Annotated in this window: 20 protein-coding genes and 1 pseudogene; 11 read left to right on the top strand and 10 right to left on the bottom strand. The window is 72.5% G+C overall.

Annotated features, from left to right (window positions below; all coding sequences use genetic code 11):
* The first annotated feature begins 56 nt into the window (after positions 1-56).
* The 3 genes from ACFPZI_RS11170 to ACFPZI_RS11160 all read left to right on the top strand — a co-directional run bounded on the left by ACFPZI_RS11170 (position 57) and on the right by ACFPZI_RS11160 (position 3,329).
* A complete protein-coding gene (locus ACFPZI_RS11170; RefSeq protein ID WP_381361651.1) occupies positions 57-1,091 on the top strand; it encodes a glycosyltransferase family 2 protein in 1,035 nt (344 codons plus the stop codon).
* The gene (locus tag ACFPZI_RS11165; protein ID WP_381361586.1) at positions 1,084-1,884 is read left to right on the top strand and encodes a polysaccharide deacetylase family protein; all 801 of its coding nucleotides are present in this window, start codon (positions 1,084-1,086) and stop codon (positions 1,882-1,884) included. The genes ACFPZI_RS11170 and ACFPZI_RS11165 overlap by 8 nt, the downstream gene beginning before the upstream one ends.
* Before the next feature lie 347 nt (positions 1,885-2,231).
* On the top strand, positions 2,232-3,329 hold the full coding sequence (locus ACFPZI_RS11160) for a DUF5925 domain-containing protein (RefSeq protein WP_381361584.1): 1,098 nt from the start codon (positions 2,232-2,234) through the stop codon (positions 3,327-3,329).
* Between the two features lie 57 nt (positions 3,330-3,386).
* On the opposite strand, the gene ACFPZI_RS11155 is transcribed toward ACFPZI_RS11160, so the two are convergent.
* Complete coding sequence (locus tag ACFPZI_RS11155; protein WP_381361581.1) at positions 3,387-3,755, bottom strand: GntR family transcriptional regulator; 369 nt, start codon at positions 3,753-3,755, stop codon at positions 3,387-3,389.
* A gap of 71 nt (positions 3,756-3,826) precedes the next feature.
* On the opposite strand from ACFPZI_RS11155, the gene ACFPZI_RS11150 reads away from it, so the two are divergent.
* A complete protein-coding gene (locus ACFPZI_RS11150) occupies positions 3,827-4,756 on the top strand; it encodes a GNAT family N-acetyltransferase (RefSeq protein ID WP_381361578.1) in 930 nt (309 codons plus the stop codon).
* Entirely contained in the window at positions 4,737-5,237 is a 501-nt protein-coding gene (locus ACFPZI_RS11145) for a ribonuclease FAU-1 family protein (protein ID WP_381361576.1), read from the top strand. The genes ACFPZI_RS11150 and ACFPZI_RS11145 overlap by 20 nt, the downstream gene beginning before the upstream one ends.
* On the opposite strand, the gene ACFPZI_RS11140 is transcribed toward ACFPZI_RS11145, so the two are convergent.
* Complete coding sequence (locus tag ACFPZI_RS11140) at positions 5,226-5,864, bottom strand: class I SAM-dependent methyltransferase (RefSeq protein ID WP_381361574.1); 639 nt, start codon at positions 5,862-5,864, stop codon at positions 5,226-5,228. The two genes, ACFPZI_RS11145 and ACFPZI_RS11140, sit on opposite strands and share 12 nt — an antisense overlap.
* A gap of 138 nt (positions 5,865-6,002) precedes the next feature.
* Between ACFPZI_RS11140 and ACFPZI_RS11135 the strand changes: the two genes are divergently transcribed.
* Together ACFPZI_RS11135 and ACFPZI_RS11130 are read left to right on the top strand one after the other, a co-directional pair.
* The gene (locus tag ACFPZI_RS11135; RefSeq protein WP_381361571.1) at positions 6,003-6,137 is read left to right on the top strand and encodes a hypothetical protein; all 135 of its coding nucleotides are present in this window, start codon (positions 6,003-6,005) and stop codon (positions 6,135-6,137) included.
* A gap of 6 nt (positions 6,138-6,143) precedes the next feature.
* Positions 6,144-6,425: an LAETG motif-containing sortase-dependent surface protein gene (locus tag ACFPZI_RS11130; RefSeq protein WP_381361648.1), complete on the top strand. Its 282-nt coding sequence runs from the start codon at positions 6,144-6,146 to the stop codon at positions 6,423-6,425.
* Between the two features lie 107 nt (positions 6,426-6,532).
* Here ACFPZI_RS11130 and ACFPZI_RS11125 read toward each other — a convergent pair whose 3' ends face one another.
* Both ACFPZI_RS11125 and ACFPZI_RS11120 read right to left on the bottom strand, forming a co-directional pair.
* A complete protein-coding gene (locus ACFPZI_RS11125) occupies positions 6,533-7,393 on the bottom strand; it encodes an esterase/lipase family protein (protein WP_381361569.1) in 861 nt (286 codons plus the stop codon).
* 174 nt (positions 7,394-7,567) lie between these two features.
* Complete coding sequence (locus ACFPZI_RS11120) at positions 7,568-8,014, bottom strand: MarR family winged helix-turn-helix transcriptional regulator (protein ID WP_381361567.1); 447 nt, start codon at positions 8,012-8,014, stop codon at positions 7,568-7,570.
* A 110-nt stretch (positions 8,015-8,124) separates the two neighbouring features.
* Between ACFPZI_RS11120 and ACFPZI_RS11115 the strand changes: the two genes are divergently transcribed.
* Complete coding sequence (locus ACFPZI_RS11115; protein WP_381214513.1) at positions 8,125-8,499, top strand: cupin domain-containing protein; 375 nt, start codon at positions 8,125-8,127, stop codon at positions 8,497-8,499.
* Positions 8,500-8,962: 463 nt separating this feature from the next.
* Here the strand turns inward: ACFPZI_RS11115 and ACFPZI_RS11110 are convergent, their stop codons facing one another.
* Complete coding sequence (locus ACFPZI_RS11110; RefSeq protein WP_381361646.1) at positions 8,963-9,868, bottom strand: S1 family peptidase; 906 nt, start codon at positions 9,866-9,868, stop codon at positions 8,963-8,965.
* Between the two features lie 455 nt (positions 9,869-10,323).
* Positions 10,324-11,403: pseudogene (locus ACFPZI_RS11105) on the bottom strand (DUF5685 family protein).
* Positions 11,404-11,754: 351 nt separating this feature from the next.
* Between ACFPZI_RS11105 and ACFPZI_RS11100 the strand changes: the two are divergent.
* A complete protein-coding gene (locus ACFPZI_RS11100; protein ID WP_381361564.1) occupies positions 11,755-12,192 on the top strand; it encodes a cell division protein SepF in 438 nt (145 codons plus the stop codon).
* 52 nt (positions 12,193-12,244) lie between these two features.
* Here the strand turns inward: ACFPZI_RS11100 and ACFPZI_RS11095 are convergent, their stop codons facing one another.
* Entirely contained in the window at positions 12,245-13,435 is a 1,191-nt protein-coding gene (locus tag ACFPZI_RS11095; RefSeq protein ID WP_381361561.1) for an acyl-CoA dehydrogenase family protein, read from the bottom strand.
* Between the two features lie 188 nt (positions 13,436-13,623).
* Positions 13,624-15,282, bottom strand: coding sequence for an MFS transporter (locus ACFPZI_RS11090; protein ID WP_381361559.1), 1,659 nt, complete (start codon positions 15,280-15,282; stop codon positions 13,624-13,626).
* A gap of 281 nt (positions 15,283-15,563) precedes the next feature.
* Between ACFPZI_RS11090 and ACFPZI_RS11085 the strand changes: the two genes are divergently transcribed.
* Together ACFPZI_RS11085 and ACFPZI_RS11080 are read left to right on the top strand one after the other, a co-directional pair.
* The gene (locus ACFPZI_RS11085) at positions 15,564-16,859 is read left to right on the top strand and encodes a glycosyltransferase family 39 protein (protein ID WP_381361556.1); all 1,296 of its coding nucleotides are present in this window, start codon (positions 15,564-15,566) and stop codon (positions 16,857-16,859) included.
* 267 nt (positions 16,860-17,126) lie between these two features.
* Positions 17,127-18,143, top strand: a complete 1,017-nt coding sequence (locus ACFPZI_RS11080) for a phosphatase PAP2 family protein (protein WP_381361553.1) — start codon at positions 17,127-17,129, stop codon at positions 18,141-18,143.
* An 83-nt stretch (positions 18,144-18,226) separates the two neighbouring features.
* Here the strand turns inward: ACFPZI_RS11080 and ACFPZI_RS11075 are convergent, their stop codons facing one another.
* Positions 18,227-18,442 (bottom strand): I78 family peptidase inhibitor, encoded by a 216-nt coding sequence (locus ACFPZI_RS11075; RefSeq protein ID WP_381361551.1) that lies wholly within the window; start codon positions 18,440-18,442, stop codon positions 18,227-18,229.
* Positions 18,443-18,877: 435 nt separating this feature from the next.
* On the bottom strand, positions 18,878-19,864 hold the full coding sequence (locus tag ACFPZI_RS11070; protein WP_381361549.1) for a helix-turn-helix transcriptional regulator: 987 nt from the start codon (positions 19,862-19,864) through the stop codon (positions 18,878-18,880).
* Between the last annotated feature and the right edge of the window lie 85 nt (positions 19,865-19,949).

The raw sequence follows: 19,949 nt of genomic DNA, 5'->3' as shown, positions 1-19,949 counted from the left end.
GCGAGCCCGGCATCACGGGTGCTCCGGGCGGGCCGGGCGTGTCCGACGCGTCCGGCGTGCCCGGCATCTCGGTCGTGATCTGCGCCTACACCGAGGACCGCTGGGAGGACGTCCTCGCGGCGGTCGCCTCGGTGCGGGCGCAGTCCCGGCCGGCCCTGGAGACCCTGCTGGTCGTGGACCACAACGGGGTTCTGCTGGACCGGCTGGCCAAGGAGTACCACGACACCGACGACGTGCGGGTGCTCGCCAACGCGGGCCCCCGCGGCCTGTCCGCGGGACGCAACACCGGCATCGCCGCCTCGCGCGGCGGGATCGTCGCGTTCCTCGACGACGACGCCGTGGCCGAACGCGGCTGGCTCGGGCACTTCGCCGAGGCGTACGCCGATCCGCGCGTGATGGCGGTCGGCGGGCGCACCGAACCCCTCTGGGCGTCGGGGCGGCGCCCCGGCTGGTTCCCCGAGGAGTTCGACTGGGTCGTGGGCTGCACCTACCGGGGCCTGCCCCCCGGACGCGTACGGGTGCGCAACGTCCTCGGCGGCAACGCCTCCTTCCGGCGCACCGCCTTCGACGCGGCGGGCGGCTTCGCCACCGGGATCGGACGGGACGGGAACAAGCGCCCGCTGGGCGGGGAGGAGACGGAGCTGTGCATCCGCCTCAGCCGCGCCCGGCCCGACGCTGTCCTGCTGATCGACGACCGCGCGGTGATCCACCACCGGGTGCCCGAGGCGCGCGAGCACTTCCGCTACTTCCGCACCCGCACCTACGCCGAGGGCCTGTCCAAGGCACTGGTGGCGCGCAGCGTCGGCGCCGGGAAAGGGCTGGAGTCGGAACGCCGGTACACCACGCGGGTCCTGCCGGCCGGGGTGGTGCGGGGGCTGCGGGACGCTCTGCTGGCCCGGCCGGGCGGCGCGGGTCGCGCGGGCGCGATCGTCGCCGGAGTGCTCACGGCGGCGGGCGGATACCTGGTGGGGAGCGTGCGGGCCCGGCGGGGCGGGGTCACGTTCTCCGTGGTCGACGTGTCGGACGCGGGGGGCGGGGCGCACCGTGCGGGAGAGCGCCCGGACGGGGAGCGAGGGGGTGCCCGTGGCTGACGAACGGGTACCGATCCTCATGTACCACTCGGTGGCCGCCGACCCGAGCGACGCCACCCGCGCGCTGTCCGTGACCCCGCGGGCGTTCGCCGAACAGATGGCGGTGATCGCCGCGCGGGGGCTCACCCCCGTCGACACGGCCGGGCTGGCCGCCTGCTGGCGCACCGGGCGGCCGCTGCCCGCGCGGCCGGTCCTCATCACGTTCGACGACGGTTACGAGGGCGTGCACCGCCACGCCCTGCCGGCCCTCGCCGAACACGGCTTCCCCGCCACGCTGTTCGTCTCCACGGGCTGGCTCCGGGGCCCCCATGACACCGGCGGCGGCCCGGACACCATGCTCGGCTGGCACCAGGTCCGCGAACTGGCCGCCGCGGGCGTGGAGATCGGCGGCCACAGCCACAGCCACCCTCAGCTCGACCAGCTCGACGACCGGCAGCTGCGCTCCGAGCTGATCCTGTGCAAGGAGATCGTCTCGGACCAGCTGGGCCGCGCGCCCACGTCGTTCGCCTATCCCTACGGCTATTCCAGCCGCCGGGTGCGGGAGGCGGTACGGGAGACGGGGTACGCGCAGGCCCTCGCCGTCGGCAACGGGCTCGCCCGTCGTGCGCAGGGGCCCTACGCGCTGCGGCGCGTGACCGTGCGCCGGTCGACGGACACCGCCGAGTTCGAGCGGCTGCTGGACGGCCGCGGCCTCGCCCGCGTCTTCGTCCGGGACCGGGCCCTGACCAAGGGGTACGCGGTGGTCCGCCGGGCTCGGCACGCGCGGCGGCTGGCGGCGCACGGCCGGCAGTGACAGCGGCTGCTGGACGGCTGCGACCTCGCCCGCGCCCTCGTCCGGGACCGGGCCCTGACCAAGGGGTACGCGGTGGTCCGCCGGGCTCGGCACGCGCGGCGGCTGGCGGCGCACGGCCGGCAGTGACAGCGGCTGCTGGACGGCCGCGACCTCGCCCGCGCCCTCGTCCGGGACCGGGCCCTGACCAAGGGGTACGCGGTGGTCCGCCGGGCTCGGCACGCGCGGCGGCTGGCGGCGCACGGCCGGCAGTGACACAGGCATGCGGCGCAGGTCACGTACTTCACGCGCCCCGCGCGCCTCGAGGAAACCGGGTGCGCGGGGGCGTCCGCGTGCCCGATCATGACGGTATGCCTGCGAATCCGCACGACGCACTGCCGATCCGGCTCAACGTCGACGACAGCGACTCCCCGTCCGACGTCGTCGACGCGCTGTTCCTCGGCCGCTTCGCGACGGGCGAGCAGCCGTTCTCGCACGCGGCGAACATCGACCGCGTACGCTCCGGCGCGACCCTGCTGCCGACGGGCGCCGAGGTGCTGCGGACCGCCCGGGACGGCGACCGCAGCGCCACCCTGGCCCAGGGCGACGGCTGGACGCTGCTGGTCTCCCGCTGGAACCGGGGCGCCGACGTCACCGTCACCGCGACCACCGCCGAACTCGCGGCGAAGATCCTCGACGAGGCCACGGACGGCGCGGCCGACGAACCGGAACCGCAGCCGGAGAACGTCACCATGGGCTTCTGGTACGTGTCCCCGCGCCGCGGCCCGCACCGCACCACCCGGCAGATCTCCGCGGGCACCTGGGACGAGATCCGGCCCAACTACACCGCGCCGGTGGCGGACGCCATGGACCGCCTGATGAAGACCACGCCGGAGGACATCGCGGGCCGGCTGCTCCTGCTGCACGGCCCGCCGGGCACCGGCAAGACGTCCGCGCTGCGCACGCTGGCCCGGTCCTGGCGGGACTGGTGCCAGGTGGACTGCGTCCTGGACCCGGAGCGGCTCTTCTCCGACGTCGGCTATCTGATGGACATCGCGATCGGCGAGGAGGACGAGACGACGGGCAAGGGGCGCTGGCGGCTGCTGTTGCTGGAGGACTGCGACGAGCTGATCCGCGGCGAGGCCAAGCACACCGCGGGACAGGCCCTGTCCCGGCTGCTGAACCTCACCGACGGTCTGCTCGGCCAGGGCCGCAACGTCCTGGTGGGCGTCACGACCAACGAGGACCTGGAGCGCCTCCACCCGGCCGTCGTCCGCCCGGGACGCTGTCTCGCCCGGATCGAGGTCGGGTCGCTGACCCGCGCCGAGGCGGTGAACTGGCTGGGTCACGAGGACGGTATCGGCCGCGAGGGCGCCACCCTGGCCGAGCTGTACGCCCTGCGCCGGGGCACCTCCCCGACGGCCCTGCCGGAACCGCGCGGGAAAGCGGAGGCGGGGCTGTACTTGTAAGACACGGGGCACGGGAACCGAGCCGGCCCCCGCCCGCTCCTGCGCAGCCGCCCGCGGCTACGCCTCGTACGCCGCCCGCAGCGCGTCCCGTGCGGCGGCCAGGGCCGCGTCCTCGTCCAGCCCGAGCCGTCGCGCCCGCTCCGCGTACACCTGGGCCGCCGCCACGGCCTCGCGCTCCGCGGCCGAGCCCGCGGCGGCGACGAACGTGCCGTTGCGGCCGCGGGTCTCGATCACGCCGTCCGCCTCCAGCGCGCGGTAGGCCTTGGCCACCGTGTTCGCGGCGAGGCCGAGCGCCTGGGCCAGGCCCCGTACCGTCGGCAGCCGGTAGCCCACCGGCAGCACCCCCGACCGGGCCTGCTCGGAGATCTGGGCCCGCACCTGCTCGTACGGCGGCGCGCTGTCGTCGATATGGATCTTCAAGGTCACGGCCCGATTGTCCCGCACCCGACGGAAAATGAGAGGCAGCCGCAACACCTCCCCCCGTAGCGTGCACCTCCGTGACCGTAACCGTCCGCGATCTTCGCTCCGATGCCCGTGCCGACCTCGAGGGCTTCGCCCGCGTCCGGCACGACGCGCTGCCGTTCATCCTCCTCACGCCGGACTCCCTGGCCCATGACCTCACCCGTATGCACCCCGAGGCCCACTACCGTCCCCTCGTCGCCGTGGCCGACGGCGAGGTGATCGGTACGGCGCAGGTGCACCTGACCCACGAGAGCTCCGAGCCGGGCCAGGGCAACGTCAACGTGTACGTGCATCCCGAGCACACGCGCCGGGGCGCCGGGACGCTGCTCGTGCGCGCCGCCGAGGAGCACCTGGTCGCGCACGGGGCGACCAGGCTGTTCGCCTGGGTGCTGGACGAGCCGGGCAACCGTGCCTTCGCCGAGCGGCACGCCTACCGGGCGAGCCGTGCCGCCCACTTCCTCCGCCTGGACCTGGCGAACGGCACCCTCCCTCCGCTCCAGGACCCGCCGCCCGGCGTGGAGCTGCGCACGGGCTCGGACTTCGCCGGTGATCCGCGCCCACTGTTCGAGCTGGACGCGGAAACGACGGCAGACGAACCGAGCGATGTGGACACGGAGTTCACCGACTACGAGGCCTGGCTGAAGGAGACCTGGCGGCACCCGCTGTTCAGCCCCGAGCTGACCTCGGTGGCGGTGGTGGCCGGCCGGCCCGCCGCCTTCTCCGCGGCCCGCACGGACAACGGCACCCGGTACGGCACGGCCATGACCGGTACCGCCCGGGCCCACCGCGGCCGGGGACTGGCCAAGCTCGCCAAGAACGACTCCCTGCACCGCGCCCGCGCCGCCGGGTACACGAAGGCGTTCACGGGGAACGACACCGGCAACGGGCCGATGATCGCGATCAACGAATGGTTCGGCTACGAGGTCTGCGCCACGGAGGTGCGGTATGTCCGAGAACTCGGCTGAACGTCCGGCATTCCTGGACGTCGTCCTCGTCAAAGCGGGGCGCACGAAGATCAGTTACCCGGCCGAACTGCTCGCCGACGACGGCACCCGCGTCACCGTGCGCGCCCCCTGGGCGGGTGACGGCGTACGGGACTTCGGCTTCGTGCGCTTCGAGCCCGGTGACGTCTTCACGGAGCACTACTGGCGCGACCGGTGGTACGCGGTGAAGGAGGTGCGCACCGCCACAGGCACCCTCAAGGGCCACTACTGCGACGTCACCCGCCCTGCCGAGCTCTCGGCCGACCGGCTGGTGGTCGAGGATCTCGACCTGGACCTGTGGGTCTCGGCGGACGGCACGGACGTACGGCGGCTGGACGAGGACGAGTTCGCGGCGAGCGGCCTCGCCGCGACGGATCCCGGGGCCGCGGCCGCCGCGGTGGCCGCCCTCGACGAGCTGGACGCCCTGGCCCGCGAGGGCGGGCTCGGCGCGCTACTCGCGTGAGGGTCCGGGTCGGTCCGGCACCGCGACCACGGTGTAGCGCTCGTCGTCCACGACACGGCCCCACAGCGCCGCGTCGTCCGACAGCCGCTCCACGCTCGTCCGTCCGCCGAGCGGGGCCAGGAGGGCGGTGAGCAGGTCCACGGGTATCCCGACCGGGCTCACCGTCCCCCACACCCCCTCGACCAGGACGAGCCGCCCGCCGGGGCGCAGCAGCCCCCGCCAGTGCCGCAGCGCCCGGCCGGGATCGGGCAGCGTCCACAGCACATGCCGGACCAGTACGACGTCGTAGCGCCGCTCCCCGGTCGGCGGCGCCGCGGCGTCACCGACGAGGAACACCGCGTCGCGTCCGGCGAGTTTCTCCCGGGCGAGCCGCACCATGGCCGGTGACCGGTCGACTCCGGTGACCCGGTGCCCCTGCTCGGCAGCGAGCAGCGACAGGCTGCCGGTGCCGCAGCCGAGGTCGAGGACGTCGCTCGCCCGCTCGGGGAGCCAGGAACGCAGCCGCCCCGCCCATGCCTCGCGCACCCGCGGGTCGCGCAGGCCGTGATCGGGTTCCTCGTCGAAGTCGGCCGCCCGCGCGTCCCAGTCGACCCCCACCGTGCCCGTCACGTCACTGTCATCGGTCATGCGGCAAAGAGTGACACACGCCACTGACACTCGATGAGTGACCGCGGCCACAGACAGACCGGGGCCCATGAGGAACTCTCCCCCGAAAGGTCCACTCCCGCGCGACCGCGGCACCCGTGGACCCCGAAGGAGGCAGCCATGCGCCGTGTCACCGTGCAGAAGCCCCTAAAGAGGACGACCACCCACCGGGTCCGCGACGAACCCGAGGACCGCCCCGCCCCGCGTCCGGAAATCCGCGAGGACATCGCCCGGACCTGGTGGCCCACTTCCTGACCACGACTGTCCGCCTCCTCCCGCCCACCACGCAACTCCGCGGCCGGCGACGACACCGCCGGTGACACGACGGGCGACGGCGCGGACGCGGACGGCACCGACGGCACCCCCGACGCCGTCGCCAACCAGCCCAAGGCGGCCGGCACTTCGGGGAACCTCGCGGAGACCGGCGGCGACGGGAACACCCCGTACCTGATGGCCGGCGGGGCCGCCGCCCTGGCACTCGGTTCGGCAGCGCTGTTCGCCTCCACCCGGCGGCGTGCGTCGAGCGGGCGGCACGGCCGCTGACCCCGCGTCGACCGCGGACCGGGGCCTGTCCGGCGGCTCAGGCCGGACAGGCCCCGGCATGCGCACGGGCACTTGCACGTGTCAGCGACTCGCTTCGGCTACACGTGTCAGCTGAACACCGAGGCGCAGGTGGTGGGCCGGGCCCGGGCGGGGTCGAGGGCGTTGGCGACCTCGTGGAAGGCGATCCGGTCGATCAGCGCGATCGCCAGGTGCTCGGACAGGTCGACCGGGCACAGGTCCTGGAGCAGGACGTTGCGCACGTTGGGCCCGCTCAGGTACTGGCTGCGGTACGGGGTGACCACCTCGTCGTACCGGGTGGCGATGACGGTGTAGCGGACGCCGGCCACGGTGTCGCCGCCCGCGTTGAGCCTGGTGAGGAAGTCCGAGCCGGCGACCTGCTGGGCGAGGGCGGGGGTCGCCTCGTTCAGCAGGCCCCCGGCGCCGGGGAAGTACGGCAGCAGGTTGGTGAGGCCGGCGAGGGTGGTGCCGTGGTTGCTGGGCGCGATCCCGACGAGGGCGTTCACCTCGTCGGCGCCGCCGAGGAACTTGAGGTAGTAGCGGGGCATCATCCCGCCCTGCGAGTGCCCGACGATGTCAGCCTTCGCCGCGCCGGTCGCGGCGAGCACCTTGCCGACGAAGGCGTCGAGCTGTTGCGCGGACTTCTCGATGGGGCCGAGGCCGTGGAAGAAGGGGACGCCGGCGAGTTGGCCGTAGTCGAGGGAGAAGACGCAGTAGTCGCGGTGGGTCAGATAGGGCGCGAGGCCCAGCCAGTTGTCGACGGAGTTCCCGAGGGTGCCGTGGACCAGGACGACGGGGCGGGGATGGGCGGCGGACGGCTTGCAGGAGTAGTCGTTCCAACCCGAACTGGGCGCCCCCGCGGCGTGGGCGGTGGTGGCGGGGAGCAGGGCGACCGCGGCGGTCAACAGCAGCGCAGTCAGCGGTCCGAGCACTCGTCTCCAGGGCAGCATCGAGTGATCTCCTTACGGTTCACGGGAGTTGCAACGAAAGGACGCCCTGTGATCCGGATCACGAGCATGCTGGTCACTCGTCAAGTTACGGGTGAGTAGTACAATTGTGAAGTTACGGGTCGGTAAAAGTTTCCAGCGACCATCGACGTCGGTGGCACTACAGGTGATAAAGAGTCACCAAACGGGCCGCACAGGCCCGTTGGGCGCGACGCGCAGCAGACGGTCACGCAGCGCGCGGACCTCGCCCTCGCCGAGCACGTCGACCCATGCGCGTACAGCCTCCGCCGCCGCCTCCTCCGCGGCCCGCGTGCAGGCCCACCCCGACTCGGTCAGTACGACCAGTCGGGCCCGCGCGTCGGTGGGATGCGTCCGGCGTTCGGCGTATCCCTTGCGGACCAGCTCGTCGACGAGCTGACTGGCGGCCTGCTTGGTCATCCCGAGATGCGCGGCGAGGTCGGTGACCGTCGCGCCGTCCGGGGCCAGCCGGGCGAAGGCGAAACCGTGCGCGGGCCGCAGCCCCTCGAAGCCGCGGGCGACGACACCCTCATGGATGCGCTGCGTGAGCCCGCCGGCGGCGGCGAGCAGGGCGGCGGACAGGGCCATGGCGTCGGAGTTCTGCACGGGGGCATTGAAACACCCTTGACACATTGGTCAAGCAACTTGACCATGGAGGTCGACAATGTAGTCAAGTTACTTGACCAATAATCCTCGGCCATCGACAGGAGACCGCCATGCCCGTCGTCCGCTCGTCCGAAGCCGTGACCCACCAAATCCACGGCGCCCGTTTCGTCTCGTACGCCACTCCCCGCACCGGCAGCAAGGAGCTGTGCGCCTGGCGGGGCGAGATCCCGGCGGGCACGAAGGCCCCCGCGCACACCGTCAACCGGGAAGAGATCCTCCACCTGCTCTCCGGCGAGCTGCTGATCACCCTCGACGGCCGCACCGAGCGCGTCACCGCGGGCGACACGGTGATCATCAACCCGGGGGCGACCCTCGCCGTCGAGAACCCCACCGACCGAGCCGCGACGTCCTGGGTCACCACCTCCGTCGGCCTGGAGGCCGAGCTGGCCGACGGCACCCGGATCACCCCGCCGTGGGCCAACTGACCCGCGGGGGCGTCACGCCGCACGGCCGGCCTCGCGGCCCGGCGGGTATGCACATGCGGACATCCCGCCCCTCGCTCGGCCGGCATGCTGATTCGGGAGATCTGCCCCTGGTTTGAAATCTCCCCCGCCTGGTCCGGATTCGAGCGGGGCGCGGCGGACGGAGGTTGCTCCTGCACCGATTCCCGCGCCACGTCCGGGACCTCTTGAGGCCCCCGCGACTGGCGCTGCGACGGCGCCTGTTGCTACGGCTCCCGGGTCCGAAGTGGCGCATCAGGTGATTCCGCGACCGGCGCCGCCCGGCGCGTCCTGGTGTGTGTCCCTCGAAGGTAGCTCCGTGTCCGCACAAGGGCGAGCCCCCGCACGCTGGTTGCGTGCGGGGGCTCGTCGTCGCGTGTCGGCCGCGGTGAGGCCCTGCGCTGCGGGACCGGTGGTACCGGCCGGTCCCGGTCGGCGGGCGCCCGGCCTAGTAGACGCTGACCCCGTAGGCGCTCAGGGCCTCCGTCACCGGCTGGAAGAAGGTCGTGCCGCCGGAGGTGCAGTTGCCGCTGCCGCCGGAGGTCAGACCGTACGCGGTGCCGTCGCTGCCGTAGAGCGAGCCGCCGGAGTCACCGGGCTCGGCGCAGACCGTGGTCTGGATGAGACCGGAGACGACGTCACCGCCGCCGTAGTTCACGGTCGCGTTGAGCGCGGTGACCCGGCCGCTGTGCGTACCCGTGGTGGAGCCGTCACGGATGACGGTGGTGCCCACGCTCGGGGTGGCCGCGCGGGTGATGTCCACGCCGTTCGCGGTGCCGGGGCGGCTGACGGAACCGGTGTAGCGCACGATGCCGTAGTCGTTGCCCGGGAAGCTGGAGCCGGCGGTCGAGCCGATGGCTGTGGTGCGGCCGGAGTTGGAGTACCAGGTGCCCGCGCCGTCGGTGCAGTGACCGGCCGTCAGGAAGTACTCGACGCCGCTGCTGCTGCGGACGTTGAAGCCGAGGGAGCAGCGCCAGCTACTCGCGTAGATGGCGTCGCCGCCCTGGATGAGCTTGCTGAACGTGCCGGGCGTGCGCTTGATCTGCAGCGCGTCGGCGTCGGCGCCGGCCTCCCGCTTGATCTGCGCGATCTCGGCCTCGGACACCGTGCTGTCGACGGTGACGACAACCCGGTTGGTCTTGCTGTCGACGGCCCAGGCGGTGCCCGGGATGTCGGCCTCCAGCACCGAACCGCTGACGCTCTTGAGCTCGGCGGAACTGAAGGTGGTGGGAGCTTCGGATGCGTTCGCGCTGGGGATCGCGATCGCGGCGGCGGCTACGAGACCGGTGGAGACGGCGATCAGCCGGGTGCGTCTCGAAATGCCGCTGCGGGGGGTGGTGCGCTTGATCCTCACTTCTCGTTCCTCCATGAAGGAAGTAGGGGGCCCCGTGGGGTTCGGGCCCGTGAGGCGCAGTCAGGAGACCGGTGCCCGGATTCCGGACATGCCGTGCTCCTGACAAGCGCTGGGGGTGAGTATTCGGCCGACGGACCGGTCGCCGCAAGAGTGCCTTTCGGCCGTCACCCTGTGAACCGCCTGTGCGGCGCGACCCCCGACACCCTTGCGCCACCAGCCGGTACTCCTGCGCCATGACCGGCCGCCGCCGTCCCGGAGATGTCCGGAAGTGAACCCTCCGAATACTCTTGCTGACGTTCCTACGAACCAGTCGCCAAAGGACTCAACAACCGTCGGACATCCCGTCGGACACCCGCCGAACACCCCGCCGGGCATCCGGCCGGCCGACCGCCGTACGCCCTTCGGGCCGCCCCTCGGCTCAGGCCCGCCCACGAACGCCTCCCCGCACCCCGGGCTCAGCAGTCGCACCCGCAGTCGCAGCCGCCGCCCTCACCACAGCAACTGCAGCACTCGCAGCAGTCGCAACACCCGCTGCAGTCACCGTTGAAGCAGGCCTGCTTGCGCTCCCCGGTCCAGGGGTCCTCGTGGGTGCCGCAGCACAACTGGCACGTACAGAACAGCCCCACCCACACCGCGCACCCCGCGATCAGCCCACGCCGGCGCGGCGGCCCGGGCGGCACCGGACCGCCGGGACCGCCCGGGGTACCGGGGGCGCCGGGCGGTGCGTAGGGGTGAGGACCGTGGGCACAAGAAACGGTGTCGAAGGCACGATCTACGGAGTTGGGCAGTTCGTGAACGAGCAGCCGGTGAGCGAGACCGCCGTCGGTGCTGTGTCCTCCCGGGGAAACCCCGGACCCCCAGGCCACCTCGCGCAGCGCGAGACGGATGCCCCGCACGGCGTCGTCGGCGAGCCGGCGGGCCTCGGTGAGCGGAGTGCCGGTGGCGGTGAGGGGGTTCCACGCGCCCGACGCGGCGTCGGTCTCCCGGTCCTCCACGGCGTCCAGGAGATGGACGGCCCGGCGTTGCACACCCGCCCGGCGAGTACCGCCGTGTGCACGAAGGCTGCCGCGGTGGCGGTCTCGGTCGGTTCGGTGACGGTGAGGATCGGGGTGCCGGGGCCGGCGAGGGTCTCGATGCCGGTCTGCCGGTCGACGGCGTCGACCAGGACGGCCGTGTCGAACCCGACGTCCGTACCGGTCCGCGCCCCGGCCCGGTCCCAGTTCGCGGCGAGCGGCGAGCGCCACCGGGCGGCGGGCCAGCAGCCCGTCCCGGTCGGCGACATGGTCGCGCACCTTGGCGGAGGCCAGGACCAGCGATACGGCCGCCGCGAGCCGCGCACCCTCACCGTGCGCGACGGAGGCGGTCCGCATGCCGCGCAGCGGACACGGCCCCGCGGTGCGTCGCCCGGCACCGGCGTCTTCGGCCTGAGCCTCCGTCAGGACGGAGACGAGCAGTCCGTCGTAGTTGGTGACGGCGCGTGCGAGCTGCCCGTGGTCCCCACGCAACGCCATGCACAGCCCGCACAGATGCGCCATCCACTAAGCCGTGAGCCGTTCACCGAGCCGGCGCCGGCAGGGTCTGACCATTCCGAACATGACGTCCCCCCCGTGGGTGATCCGAAGTGGAGCGGCGGCATCGTACGCACTGCCGCGTTCACCCGTACGCGCCGCTACTCACCCATACGCCGAGAAGAATCATATTTCACTCACAGTCAGCATCCTCTTACATCAGGACCCTTGGGGGGCTTGGGCTCTCGACGGATGCGCCCTGCACCAGTACCGTCACAAACCCCCCGCACGGCGTCCCATCACTTGGCGCGCCATCCGCATCATGGACGACCATAGGGATGCGGAAAGCAAGAAGGACCGCTGTGAGAGGAGGCGTCCATGGGATCGGTACGCAAGGCAAGTGCCTGGCTTGGCCTCGTCGACGACAACGAAGACGAGCGTTACTACGACGACGACTACTCCGACGGAACCGCGCCCGGGGACGCCTGGGTCACCGATCCGCGGGTCAAGGTGGCCCCGGACGTCGCCGTGGAGAAGGGCCGCCGCATCGGCACGGTGACCCCGGACAGCTTCCGGGACGCCCGCGCCATCGGCGAACTGTTCCGGGACGGGGTCCCCGTCATCATGAACCTCACCGCCATGGAGGCCGGTGACGCCAAACGCGTCGTCGACTTCGCCGCCGGGCTGATCTTCGGTCTGCGCGGTTCCATCGAGCGGGTGTCCAACCGTGTGTTCCTGCTGAGCCCGGCCGACACCGAGGTCGTCAGCGGGGAGCCGGCGGCGCACCGGTCGGACGGCTTCTTCAACCAGAGCTGAGGCAGGGCCGCTCACCGGCCCTGCCCCTCCCCACTCCCCCTCCCGACCCGGCCTACCGGAACGCGTCGATCCCGGTCAGCGCCTTGCCCAGCACGAGCTGGTGCATCTCCACGGTGCCCTCGTAGGTCAGCACCGATTCGAGGTTCGTCGCGTGCCGCATGACGGGATACTCGAGCGAGATCCCGTTGGCACCGAGGATCGTGCGGGCCGTACGACAGATGTCGATGGCCTCGCGGACGTTGTTCAACTTGCCGAAGCTGACCTGCTCGGGCCGCAGGCGGCCGGCGTCCATGCGCCGCCCGAGATGATGGGCGAGCAGAATCCCCTTGTGCAGTTCGACCGCCATGTCGGCGAGTTTGGCCTGCGTCAGCTGGAACCCGCCGATGGGCCGCCCGAACTGCTCCCGCGACTTCGCGTAGTCGACGGCGGCCTCGAAGCAGGCGCGCGCCGCGCCCATCGCGCCCCAGACGATCCCGTACCGGGCGTGCGTCAGGCAACTGAGCGGTCCGCGCAGTCCTGTCCCCTCGGGCAGTACGGCGTCGGCGGGCAGCCGTACGTCGTCGAGGACCAGCTCGCTGGTGACGGAGGCGCGCAGCGACCACTTGTGCTTGATCTCGGGCGCCGAGAACCCGGCACTGTCGGTGGGCACCACGAAGCCGCGGATCCCGTCGTCGGTCTGTGCCCACACCACGGCGACGCCGGCGACGGATCCGTTGGTGATCCACATCTTGCGGCCGTTCAGCACCCAGTCCCCGCCGTCGCGCTTGGCGTGGGTCCGCATGGCGGCGGGGTCGGAACCGTGGTCGGGTTCGGTGAGCCCGAAGCAGCCGATGACCTCGCCGGCGGCCATCCCCGGCAGCCACCGCTGCTTCTGCTCCTCGCTGCCGAACCGGTGGATCGCGTACATGGCGAGCGAGCCCTGTACGGAGACCAGGGACCGGATGCCGGAGTCGGCGGCCTCCAGCTCCAGGCAGGCGAGCCCGTACTGCACGGCCGAGGCGCCCGCGCAGCCGTAGCCGCTGAGCGGCATGCCGAGCGCTCCGATCCCGCCGAGCTCCCGGGCCAGCTCCCGGATGCCGGGCAGTTCGCCCTTCTCGTACCAGTCGGCGACGTACGGCAGCACCCGGTCCCCCGCCCAGGCACGCACGGTGTCCCGGACGGCCAGGTCCTCCGGCTCCAGCAGGTCGTCGAGGCCGAGCGGGTCGGCCGGGTCGAAGGGGGGCAACTTCGCGGACGCGGACATGGGACACCCTCCGGGGCGATCGGTCCGGGGCGGATTCGGCCGACGCGTACGGCCGGTACGGATACGGCCGGTACGAGTACAGCCGGTTGGATACGGCTCGTACTGCTCAACTAGCGCTGCTAGTCAGGTTTGGGCCGACGTTACGACGCGGGGTCGCGCACGTCCACCCGGTCGGCCCGCGGCACGCCTCACACCGAGACGCGGGACTCCGCGGCCTCCCTCGGCGCGGGGACATCAGCCACCTCGGCCGGGGTCCGGGCGGGCCCGTCCGAGGCGGCCTCGGCGGGCGTTGTTTCCCCGGCGGGCGCCGGCTCGCACTGCATCGTCCGCGGCAACCGCAGCGCCATCACGGCCCCGAGCAGCAGCAGGACCGCGCTGGCCAGCAGGGTCACATGCAGCCCGTGCACGAAGGCGTGGCGGGCCGCGTCCCTCAGGGCGGCTCCGGCGGGCCCGCCCAGCTGGGCGGCGACCTCGTAGGCCTCGCCCAGCGAGTGCCGCGCCGCCGAGGACTCCGAAGCGGGTACCCCGGGGACCTCTTTGAGGCCGGGCGCGTAGGCCGCGTTCATCACGCTGCCGAGGAGCGCTATCCCGATTCCGGCGCCCAGCTGGTACGAGGTCTCGCCTATGGCTGCGGCCCCTCCCGCCTGCTGCGGGGGCGCCTCGCTCAGCATCGACTCGTACGCCCCGAACAGGGTGGTCTCCAGGCCGAAGCCGAGCAGGACGAACCCGCTCAGCAGCAGGACGCGGTTGTCCTGCCCGCCCATCGGGGTCAGCAGCAGCACCGCGGCGGCCGTCAGACAGAAGCCGGAGAAGACCATGCGGCGCGGTCCGAACCGGCGCAGCAGCCGCGCGCCCGCCAGCCCCGCCGCCATCGCGGCGAACGTCAGCGGCAGCAGGCGCAGTCCGGTCTCCAGCGGGGAGAGTCCGAGGACGAGCTGGAGGTACTGCGCGGCGATCAGTTCCAGTCCGACCAGGGCGAGCATCGCCAGCACGATGCAGCCCACCGACGTGCTGAACGCCGGCCGGGCGAACATGCGCAGGTCGACCAGCGGGTGCGCGCGTCGCCGCTGCCGGCGGACGAAGGCGGCCAGCAGGGCGGCGCCCACGGCCAGCGACAGGGCGGTCCACAGGCCCCCGGCGGATTCCCCGCCGAGCCGCTTCACACCGAGGACCACCGCGAACAGTCCGGCGGCGGCCATCAGCGCGCCCGTCACGTCCCAGGGGCCGGTGCCGTCGCCCTTCGACTCGGGCAGCAGGATCCGTCCCACCGGGAGGCTGACCAGCATCAGCGGAATGTTGATGAGGAAGACCGAGCCCCACCAGAAGTGCTCGAGCAGGAAGCCGCCGAGCAGCGGTCCGACCGCCGCGCCCACCGCGGCCACCGCGCTCCAGATACCGATGGCGAACGCCCGCTCGCGCCGGTCGGGGAAGACCTGCCGCAGGAGCGACAGCGTCGCGGGCATGATCATCGCGCCGCCGACGCCGAGCAGTGCCCGCGCCGCGATCAGCACCGGCGCGCTGTCCGCGAGGGCCGCCAGTCCGGAGGCGAGGCCGAACAGGGCGTAGCCGAGCAGGAGTACGCGTCTGCGGCCGACCCGGTCGCCCAGGGTGCCGAAGAGAATCAGCAGTGAGGCGCAGACCAGCGGGTAGGCGTCGACGATCCAGAGCAGTTCCACCGCGCCCGGCCTGAGGTCTTCCGTGACGGCGGGGACCGCCACATGCAGCACGGTGGCGTCGACGGCGACGAGCAGCAGGCTGACGCAGAGGACGACGAGTACCACCCAGCGGTTGGCACCGGCCCCGGCCGCCCGACGGCGCAGCGCGGCGGCCGTGGTCGTCCCGGACATGTACAGACCTCCCAGATGTTCCCTCGCCCTCGGCGGGCTCACGGGGTGGGGGACTCCCCCGTGACTCGGCCGGAGAGGAGCGGTACGAACTCCGGCCCGCGCAACGAACGGCGAGTGACAGGCAGCGTACGCGAGGCCGTGCCGTTATCGAGTGGCAGGCCTCTCCCATCTGCGGCCGACAGGTGTGGCGTACACCACTTCCGCACGGCTTCCGCGACCCGCTCCGGGGTTCGCACACCCGCGGGACGGGCCGGCCACGCACCCGGTCGATAATCGGGCCCGTGACCGATCTTGAGACGCATGCCGCACCGGCCCGCCCCGGAGCGCTGCGCAGGGCCGCGCCGGCGCTTCTCGGGTACGCGGCCGTGCGCGCCCTGGGCCTCCTCGTCCTGGTCCTGTGGAGCGAGGCACGCGGCAAGAGCGCGTACACCCTGCTCACGGCCCGCTGGGACGCCCTCTGGTACACGAGGGTCGCGGAGCTGGGGTACGGCTACGAGGTGCGCCTGGCGAACGGGGACGTGCACTCGAACCTGGCCTTCTTCCCCCTGCTCCCCTGGCTGGAGCGGCTGGTGGCGGCGGTGTCGCCGCTGTCGTACGCGGACGGGGGCTTCGTGGTCGCCGTGCTCGCCTCGCTCGCCGCGGCCTGGGGCATCTTCGCGGTGGCGGACCATGTGTACGGGCCGCGGGCCGGGGTCTGCGCGGTGCTGCTCTGGGCGGTGCTGCCGGTCGGGGTCGTCCAGTCGATGGCGTACAGCGAGTCCCTGTTCACGGCGCTCGCCGCCTGGTCGCTGTACGCGGTGCTGACCGGGCGCTGGGTGACGGCCGGGGTCCTGGCGGCGCTCGCCGGTCTGACCCGCCCGGTCGGGCTGGCGGTGGTCGCGGCGGTCTGGGCGGCGGGCGTCGTCTCCTTCCTGCGCGACCGCCGCAGCGCCGGGGAGGAGCACCACTCGTTCGGGGGGAGCCGTGGTGCGGCAGCGGTGGACGGCGCGCGCTCCGGGGAACGCGCCGCCCCGGACGGGAACACCCCGCGCGCGTCTCCTGCCGGGGGCGCGTCCCTCCTCCCGGGCGCCCCCGGTGTGGGCGTCCGCCGGGCGCTCGCCCTGTTCGTCGCTCCGCTCGGCGCCGCCGGTTACGTTCTGTGGGTCGGGCACCGGACCGGGAAGGGCCCGTTCGGGTATCTCGACGTACAGGCGGGCTGGCGGAACGGGTTCGACGGCGGTTTCGCCTTCGCCCGGTTCACGGCAGAGAAGTTCACGTCGTTTCCGTCGGCCCTGGCGGGGCTCGGACTGGTCCTCGGGGTCGGCCTGCTGGTGCGGCTGTACGTGCTCTGCGTACGGCAGCGCCAGCCGCTCCCACTGCTGGTGTACGCCGGTGTCGTCACCGTCCTCGCCCTCTGCGCGTCGAGCTACTTCGGCTCGAAACCGCGCCTGCTGATGCCCGCCTTCCCCTTGCTGCTGCCCCTCGCCCTGACCCTGGCACGACTGCGTACGCCCAGGTCGGCGCTGGTGGTGGGGTCCGTCGCGGTGGCCTCGGCGGTGTACGGCGCCTTCTGGCTGAACGGCTCCGGCCCGCCCTGACCGGCCCCGCGGGCCCTGTCCACCCCCTCCCCGCGCCAACGGGCGGTGAGCGCCGGGGAAAAACTGCGCCGACCTTCGGTGAACGCATTCTAAAAGCGCGATAAAACTGTCCCCTCGAATGATCAAAGAAATTGAAGGCGGCGACGGCTGAAGAATGCCGATTCGCGGAAAATAAAGGCCGCCTTGAGAGCAACCCCACATCACATCGTCATCACAAAGCCGCTGATTCGACGGGGCTGGGCGCTCACTCCCTGTAACGTCGATTGGGTGCGTACCGAACGGAAGACCACCCGTCTGGACCGGGTGTTCACGAGGCTGGATCGTGAGCCGGAACGACCGGCCCACCTCGACGTGCCTCGAATGAGCCGGCACCGGACGGTGCTCTTCGGCTCCACCCTGGCCTTCTACGTGGCGATCGTGTGGGCCGTCGTCATCGCGTCCTGGCTGGTCCGGCTGGACTGGCAGGTGATGTTCTTCCGCCCGTACGAGCAGTGGGCGGAGCTGCACGCCATCGTCGACTACTACGTGGTGCTCGGCCAGCGCGGTCCGACCGCGGTGATGGTGGCGGCCTGGCTGGGCTGGCGCTCCTGGCGGCAGCACACCCTGCGCCCACTGCTCGCGCTCGCGGTCTCCCTGCTGCTGCTCAACATCACCGTCGGTGCCGCGAAGTACGGCATGGGACGCCTCGGACCGCATTACGCGACCGAGATCGGCTCCAGCGAGATGTGGCTCGGCGGCAGTATATTTCCCAGCGGTCACACCGCGAACGCCGTGGTGACCTGGGGAATCCTGGCCTATCTGGCTTCCACTCCGAGAGCGCGGCGCTGGCTGTCCGCCGTGTCCGCGGTGACCTCGCTCGGTGTCGGGCTGTCCACCGTCTATCTCGGCACCCACTGGCTGAGCGACGTCCTGCTCGGCTGGGTGGCGGGCCTGCTGATCCTGCTGGCCCTGCCCTGGTTCGAGCCGCTGATCGCCCGTGCCGAGGACCGGATCTTCGGCTGGCGCGACCACTGGCGGGACCGCCGGTACGCCCAGCGGGGCCGGGCGGTACCCGCGACTCCCGTCACGACGCCGGTCACGCTCAGGCCACTCACCGGCCGTGAGGCCGGCGCGGCCCCCGAACCGGTCTCCGCGTCCCGCCCAGTCGGCCGGTCACCCGCCTATCTGGCGCCAGGACCGCACTCGACGCGCGCGGAGCGCACACCGGTCACTCCGACCGGCAGCCGCCGCCCGCCGTACGGCGAACGTCATCCGCGCGGCAACACCCCGGCAGCCCGCCCCTGACGGTCCCGCCGGACCCCGCGGCGACAGGCCCGGTACACACCTCGGCCACGGTTCCCTCGCGGAACCGGGGCCGTCGCCGTGTCTCACCCCTTCCAGGACCGCGCCACCGTGCCGTCCTTCACCTCGAAGTTCAGCCGTCCCACGCGGTACTCCATGGTGATGATCGTCCCCGGCGGCAGCGCCCGGACCGTCGCCCAGCCACGCTCGCGCGCGAGGTGCTCGGCCCGGTCCACGGGCAGCCCCACATAGGCGTCCGGGCTGTCGTCGGGATCCGCGGAAGGTGTCGGAATAGGTGCCATACAGTCACGCTATGCCCTGCCCGGCGGACGGGGAAGGCCGGACCGGGAACACCTGCCCGAGATCCCCCGGCGGTCACACTTCTGTCACAGGATCACGGCAGACGTTTATGCCCACGCCCATCACACTAATGGGTGATTCGAAGCCTCTTCGAGCGGCGGCCGAACGTAATTCCCGGGCATCGCTCCGGGGCCGCGGATAAACCCGGCAGAGGCTTCCGGAAGAAGCATCCCGGGCCCCTTCGGGCCATTCCATTCCGTCGCCGTGACGACGGGTGCGCACCCCCGGAAAACGTGCCCCACGGAAAATTCGCGGTTCCGTCACACGATCCACCCGCCCCCACCGGCCGGTACGGGCGGGCCCGGACCGCTCCGACCGGCCCTGCGCGGCTCTGCTCGGTCCGGCTCCGCTCGGCCCGGTCGGCGCGCGATCCGGCGTCAGCTCGCCACGCCGGATCCCCCCGCCCTGGTCAGGGCGCGGGAGAGCCGGTCGCGGGCCGTGGTGATCGCGTCGGTCAGCCCGGCCGGCTCCAGCACCTCGAACTCGAAGCCCAGCAGCATCACGTGGACCACCAGGGCGTTGAAGCTCGCCGCCCCGGTGGTCAGGACACAGGTGTCCGGTTCTTCCGCCCGGAGCGTGCCGACGGAGGGCGAGATCCGCTCCGCGGCCTCCTCGGCGGGCACCAGCAGCCGTATCGCGGCCTGCGAGGCGTACGCGCGCGTGGAGACGCCCCGGGACACATAGGCGGCCAGGTCCTCGGCCGGGGGCTCCCGCGGGACGAAACGCGGGCCGTGCGGGGGCTTCGGGGTGACGCGGTCCACCCGGAAGGTGCGCCAGTCCTCGCGGCCCAGGTCCCAGGCCACCAGGTACCAGCGGCGTTCCGAGCACACCAGACGGTGCGGTTCCACGGTGCGGCGACTCGTCGCGCCGTCGTGGCCCCGGTACTCGAAACGCAGACGTTCGGTGTCGCGGCAGAGCTGGGCGAGTTCGGTGAGCACGGCCGGGTCGACGGCGTCGGCGCCCGGTCCGCGCAGCATCGGCACGGTGACGGCGTTCAGGGCGCCCACCCGGCGGCGCAGCCGGTCCGGCAGCACCTGTTCCAGCTTGGCCAGGGCCCGCACCGAGGTCTCCCCGATGCCTTCGATGCCCTGCCCGGCCGCCGTACGCAGCCCGACCGCGACGGCGACGGCCTCGTCGTCGTCCAGCAGCAGCGGCGGCAGTTCGGCGCCCGCGCCCAACTGGTAGCCGCCGCCGGTTCCGGGGCTGGCGTTGACGGGGTAGCCGAGCGTGCGCAGCCGGTCCACGTCGCGGCGCAGGGTCCGGGAGCTGACCCCGAGCCGCCCGGCCAGATCGGCGCCGGACCACTCGCGGTGGGCCTGGAGCAGGGACAACAGACGCAGCAGTCGTGCCGAGGTCTCCACCATGGGCCGAGTCTGCCAGCCTTTGCGGACAGTCACTGTCCGCAAAGGAGGTGGGCCCCGTCCGGACGCCGGAAACCGGCGGCCGCCC

The sequence above is a fragment of the Streptomyces chlorus genome, assembly GCF_042655885.1.
GTDB classification, from domain to species: Bacteria; Actinomycetota; Actinomycetes; order Streptomycetales; family Streptomycetaceae; genus Streptomyces; species Streptomyces chlorus.
The sequence above is the reverse complement of the archived record's forward strand: the minus strand, read 5'-3'. Positions and strand labels throughout refer to the sequence as shown.